Raw genomic sequence first — 6,092 nt, 5'->3', positions numbered from 1 at the left:
TACCTGTTTTAGCTTGTCAGTTGTTAATTGATTTCCAATGGCTTTTATGCCTTTTACCCCTATAAATTGTTCTAAATCTATCGTTTGATTATCCTTCTGAACTCCTTTTACTTTATTAAAAATAATTTCGGCAACAGGACGCCAATCGGTCGAAACAATTTCTAATTGTGATTTTTCGTGTTCGGTGATAAAAATTTCTTCTTTATTTTCGTTTTCAACTAAGAAACGTTTGATATAATAACGCTCTTTTTCTCCATCAAAATAAATCGCCGAAACTGGTTTTCTAGGATGCCATTTTTCAAGTACAACCATATCTTCATCAAAATGCGTAGTCAGTTCTGGAATAATAGTTTTTAGTTTTCCTGATTGATTAATGATTAACAAACGATCATTCGGGCGAAATTCTCCTAATAATTCTCCTCTTCCATCTACATTCAATTTCTGAACAGTATCATCAAACCAAACTTTTCTTGGTCGCAAAGTAGATATTCCTTTTTCTTTCAGTTCGATTTTCTTAATCGGATATTTAGAAACAGTATTTCCTTTGCTTACACGACCTTTTATGGCAATATCAGCAAAATCTAAATCCCATTTTAGTTTCTTAATACTTCCTACTTGACGCAACAAAATAGTGACAACCTCAGCTTCTCCATTTGGATTATGAGAGAAATATAAAACTTGCGAACCACTGCTTCCGTTGGTTAAATCGTACATTTTATCACGAGTAACTCCCGAAACATTGAAACGCTTTATAAACGAAGAACCATTTTTTCCGTCACGGTAAATCATGTTGTAAATCGTGCGTTTGTCGCTTTTGTCGAAAATAGCAATATGAATAATGTCTTTACCAATAAATTTCTTCTCATCGACCTTTGTTACCATCATATTTCCATCACGAAGGAAAACAATAACATCATCAATATCAGAACAATCGGCAACATATTCGTCTTTCTTTAAACCAGTTCCAAAAAAACCTTCTTCTTTATTTACATACAATTTTGTGTTTCGTAAAACTACTTTTGTAGCTTCAATATTCTCAAAACTTTTTAACTCTGTTTTTCGCTCACGACCTTTTCCGTATTTTTCTTTTAATCGTGCAAAATAATCAATAGCAAAATCAATTAGGTTGTCTAAATGATGTTGCACTTCTTTCATTTCGGCTTCTAAATTGGCTATAAAACCATCGGCTTTGTCCGAGTCAAAACGTGTAATACGAATCATCGGAATTTGAGTTAGTTTATTTAAATCGTCATCTTCAATTTCTCTAACAAACGATTTTTTGAATTGTTCAAATCGTTTATACATATACTCAAACAAGGATTCTTTATCAGAATATAATTTGAAATCGATATACATTTCTTCTCGAATGAAGATTTTTTCTAAAGTAGAAAAATGCCATTTATTTTTTAACTCTTCCAGTTGAATTTCTAACTCTTGACGAAGTAAATCAACGGTTCTTTCTGTCGAAATTTTTAGCATGTGAGAAACGCCAACAAAAAGTGGTTTATTATCTTCAATCACACAACCTAAAGGTGCAATTGAAGTTTCGCAAGCCGTAAAAGCATACAATGCATCGATTGATTTATCTGGAGAAACTCCAGGAAAAAGGTGAATTAAAATTTCAACTTCGGCAGCTGTATTGTCTTCAATTTTCTTGATTTTGATTTTGCCTTTTTCATTGGCTTTCAAAATACTATCAATCAAAGTCGATGTATTGGTAGAAAACGGAATTTGAGTAATCACTAAAGTTTGCTTGTCTAATTGCGAAATTTTGGCTCGCACACGAACTCTTCCGCCACGTAAACCATCGTTATAATTGGCAACATCAGCAATTCCTGCGGTTTGAAAATCAGGAAAAATTGTAAATGGTTTTCCTTTCAGAATTTTTATGGATGCATCAATTAATTCGTTAAAATTGTGAGGTAAAACTTTGGTAGAAAGTCCAACGGCAATTCCTTCTGCTCCAGAAGCCAATAGCAACGGAAACTTTACAGGAAGATTATTTGGTTCGGCACGACGACCATCATAGGACATTCCCCAATCGGTAATTTTAGGCGAATACAAAACTTCTAAAGCAAATTTTGATAATCGTGCTTCAATATATCTCGAAGCTGCAGCACTATCTCCAGTTAAGATATTTCCCCAGTTTCCTTGACAATCAATTAGCAATTCGCGTTGCCCAATTTGCACCATTGCATCACCAATACTCGCATCACCGTGTGGATGATACTGCATAGTATGTCCAACTACATTGGCAACTTTATTGTAGCGACCATCATCCAACTCTTTCAATGAGTGCATTATACGACGTTGAACTGGTTTAAAACCATCTTCAATAGCAGGAACAGCACGTTCGAGAATTACATAAGAAGCATAATCCAAAAACCAATCTTTGTACATTCCTGTAACTTTGGTAATGGTATCTTCGGGATTTTCGTCGTTGTCGTAAAAGTGATTTCCGCTTGACGATTTTATGTCTTCAAATCCTTCGTCTACACTTTCGTTGTTGGTAGAGTCGTCTAAATCGTCGTTAGTTTCTTCTTCGTTGATGTTATCTTCTTCTTCGTCTTTCATATATAAGTTTAAAAGTTTAAGGTTTAGAAGTTTAACTTTATCTGTACTAAACTTTAAATTTTTTTATCTAACTATTTTAAATTAAATTATTCAGTTGAGTTACTGCCAACTGACAACTGAATACTGCCAACTATTTCTCAACCAATTCCTTATCCAATTCCACTTTCAAATTATTAATAATAAATGTTTGTCGGTCAGGTGTGTTTTTTCCCATATAGAATTCTAACAAGGTTTCTATAGAGGTTGCTTTATCTAACATTACAGGATCTAGTCGAATGCTTTCGCCAATGAAATTCTTGAATTCGTCTGGCGAAATTTCTCCCAAACCTTTAAATCGTGTTATTTCTGGTTTTGGTTTTAGTTTTTCTATGGCATCTTTGCGTTCTTGGTCTGAATAACAGTAGATGGTTTCTTTTTTATTTCGAACACGGAATAACGGCGTTTGCAAAATATACAAATGTCCTTCTTTGATCATTTCTGGAAAAAATTGTAGAAAAAATGTAATCAATAATAAGCGAATATGCATTCCATCAACGTCGGCATCGGTTGCAATTACTATGTTATTATATCTTAAATCTTCAATACTTTCTTCAATATCTAAAGCCGCTTGAAGCAAATTGAACTCTTCATTTTCATATACAATTTTCTTCGACATTCCATAAGAATTCAAAGGTTTTCCACGCAAACTAAAAACCGCTTGCGTATTTACATCACGAGATTTGGTAATTGAACCTGATGCCGAATCTCCTTCGGTAATAAAAAGTGTGCTTTCTAAACTTCTCGGATTTTTAGAATCGGTTAAATGTACTCTACAATCACGTAATTTTTTATTGTGCAAACTCGATTTTTTAGCTCTGTCTTTGGCTAATTTTCTAATTCCTGAAAGTTCTTTTCGTTCACGTTCTGCTTGCAAAATTTTTCGCAAAAGCAAATCGGCAGTTTCTGGATTTTTATGAAGAAAATTATCGAGTTTGGTTGTTATAAAATCGTGAACAAATGTTCTAACAGTTGGTCCTTTTGGTCCAATATCGTTAGAACCTAATTTAGTTTTAGTTTGACTTTCAAAAACGGGTTCTTCTACTTTTACAGCAATTGCCGAAACAATAGATTTTCTAATATCGGATGCTTCGAAACCTTTGTTGTAATACTCGCGAATAGTTTTTACAATTGCTTCACGAAAAGCGTTTAAGTGTGTTCCACCTTGGGTTGTATTTTGACCATTTACAAACGAGTGATATTCTTCGGAATATTGTGATTTACTGTGAGTTAAAGCAATTTCAATATCTTCACCAATTAAATGAATAATAGGATAAACAGAATCTTCTTCGGTAATGGTTTCGTCTAGTAAATCTTTTAATCCATTTTCAGAAAAATATTTTTCACCATTGTAATATATTGTTAATCCAGTATTTAGGTAACAATAGTTTTTGAGCATTTTAACAACATACTCATTTCGGTATTTGTAGTTTTTAAAAATAGCATCATCGGCTACAAACGAAACTTTGGTTCCTTTTCGCTTTGTTGATTCAACAATATCTTCTTCGAGAGTTAGATTTCCTTCTGAGAATTCTGCGGCTTTTTGTTGATTGTCTCTAACTGATTCAACACGAAAATAATTGGACAAAGCATTGACAGCTTTGGTACCAACACCATTTAATCCAACTGATTTTTTAAATGCTTTGGAGTCGTATTTTCCACCTGTATTCATTTTAGAAACTACATCAACTACTTTTCCAAGCGGAATTCCACGACCATAATCGCGAACTGTAACTAACTTATCTTTAATAGTAACTTCGATTACTTTTCCTGCACCCATAACAAACTCGTCGATGCAATTGTCAATAGTTTCTTTTAAAAGAATATAAATTCCATCGTCTGGAGATGAACCGTCACCGAGTTTACCGATATACATTCCAGGACGCATTCTGATGTGTTCTTTCCAATCGAGTGAACGAATATTGTCTTCGGTATATTGATCTTGCTCTTGCATTTTAAATTGTATCGATTTTGTGCTAATATAATTCAATTCGATAGAATTATAAAATGATTTTTATAGAAGTTATTAAGATGATGTTGACAATTAAAAGTGCGATTTAAATGGAACGAAATAGGAAGTTGGAAGATTGGAGTTGGAAGATGGAAGATGGAAGTTTCCAAAAATTTGTCATTTCGACGAAGGAGAAATCACATAATGGGAATAACTTGATGAGATTTCTCCATCGTTGAAATGACAAAAAAATCAAAAGAAAAAAATTAATATTTACTACCATTTTGCCCCAGACCTGTCTGCCGACAGGCAGGTTGCAATGGAAAGCTGGATGAAGGCACAAAAAAACCGCAAAATCTCTTTTGCGGCTAGTCTATTTTCTTTATTCTATTCACTTTTGTCATCCTGAGCTTGTCGAAGGACTATTTTCTAATAATTACACATTAAACCTAAAATGCATCACATCACCATCTTTTACAATATATTCTTTTCCTTCAACTCTTAGTTTTCCGGCTTCTTTAACTTTGGCTTCTGAACCTAAAGTGGAGAAGTCTTCGTAGGCAATTACTTCGGCACGAATAAATCCTTTTTCAAAATCGGTATGAATAACTCCAGCTGCTTTTGGTGCTGTATCGCCAACATTTATGGTCCAAGCACGAACTTCTTTAACTCCAGCTGTGAAGTAGGTTTGCAATTTTAAAAGTTTGTATGCAGCTCTAATTAATACTGCCGAACCTGGTTCTTTTAATCCCAAATCTTCTAAAAACATTTGGCGTTCTTCATAAGTTTCAAGTTCAGTAATATCTGCTTCGGTGCCAACTGCAAGAACAATTACTTCGGCATTTTCGTCTTTTACTAATTCTTTTATTTGGTCAACATATTTGTTTCCGTTTACTGCTGATTCTTCGTCAACATTACAAACATATAAAACTGGTTTATTAGTGATTAACTGAAAATCTTCCAATAATTCAATTTCATCTTGATTTTGTGGTTCTACTGTTCTTGCTGATTTTGCTTGTAATAATGTTTCTCGAATTCTATCTAAAAGAGCTTTCTCTACCTGTGCTTCTTTGTTTCCAGTTTTGGCAGCACGATTTACTTTTTCTAAACGTTTTTCGACGGTTTCTAAATCTTTTAGTTGCAATTCAATATCAATTGTTTCTTTATCTCGAATTGGATTTACATTGCCATCAACATGAATAATATTATCATTATCAAAACAACGTAACACATGAATAATGGCGTTACATTCTCTAATGTTTGCTAAAAATTGATTGCCTAAACCTTCACCTTTACTTGCGCCTTTTACTAAACCTGCAATGTCAACAATATCAACTGTTGCCATTTGTACTTTTTCTGGATTTACTAATTCTTCCAATCTGTTTATTCTTGGATCAGGAACATTAACAACTCCAATATTAGGTTCAATAGTACAAAACGGAAAGTTGGCACTTTGCGCTTTAGCATTAGATAAACAATTAAATAAAGTCGATTTTCCTACGTTTGGTAATCCTACAATTCCTGCTTTCAT

General features: G+C 33.5%; 3 protein-coding genes. All 3 read right to left on the bottom strand.

Annotation, left to right across the window (positions count from 1 at the left end; translation table 11 throughout):
• Nucleotides 1–2,574: DNA gyrase/topoisomerase IV subunit A (locus tag ACH2BO_RS11205; protein WP_395044830.1), on the bottom strand; the 2,574-nt coding region annotated here is incomplete at its 3' end.
• 130 nt (nucleotides 2,575–2,704) lie between these two features.
• Nucleotides 2,705–4,564, bottom strand: a complete 1,860-nt coding sequence (locus ACH2BO_RS11200; RefSeq protein ID WP_395044829.1) for a DNA topoisomerase IV subunit B — start codon at nucleotides 4,562–4,564, stop codon at nucleotides 2,705–2,707.
• Nucleotides 4,565–4,997: 433 nt separating this feature from the next.
• Nucleotides 4,998–6,092 carry a redox-regulated ATPase YchF gene (gene ychF, locus ACH2BO_RS11195; protein WP_395044828.1) on the bottom strand — a complete coding sequence of 365 codons (1,095 nt, stop codon included), beginning with the start codon at nucleotides 6,090–6,092 and terminating at the stop codon, nucleotides 4,998–5,000.

Origin of the sequence: Flavobacterium sp. (genome assembly GCF_043773265.1) — a bacterium.
Classification (GTDB): Bacteria; Bacteroidota; Bacteroidia; order Flavobacteriales; family Flavobacteriaceae; genus Flavobacterium.
This window is presented reverse-complemented; position numbering and strand designations above follow the sequence as displayed.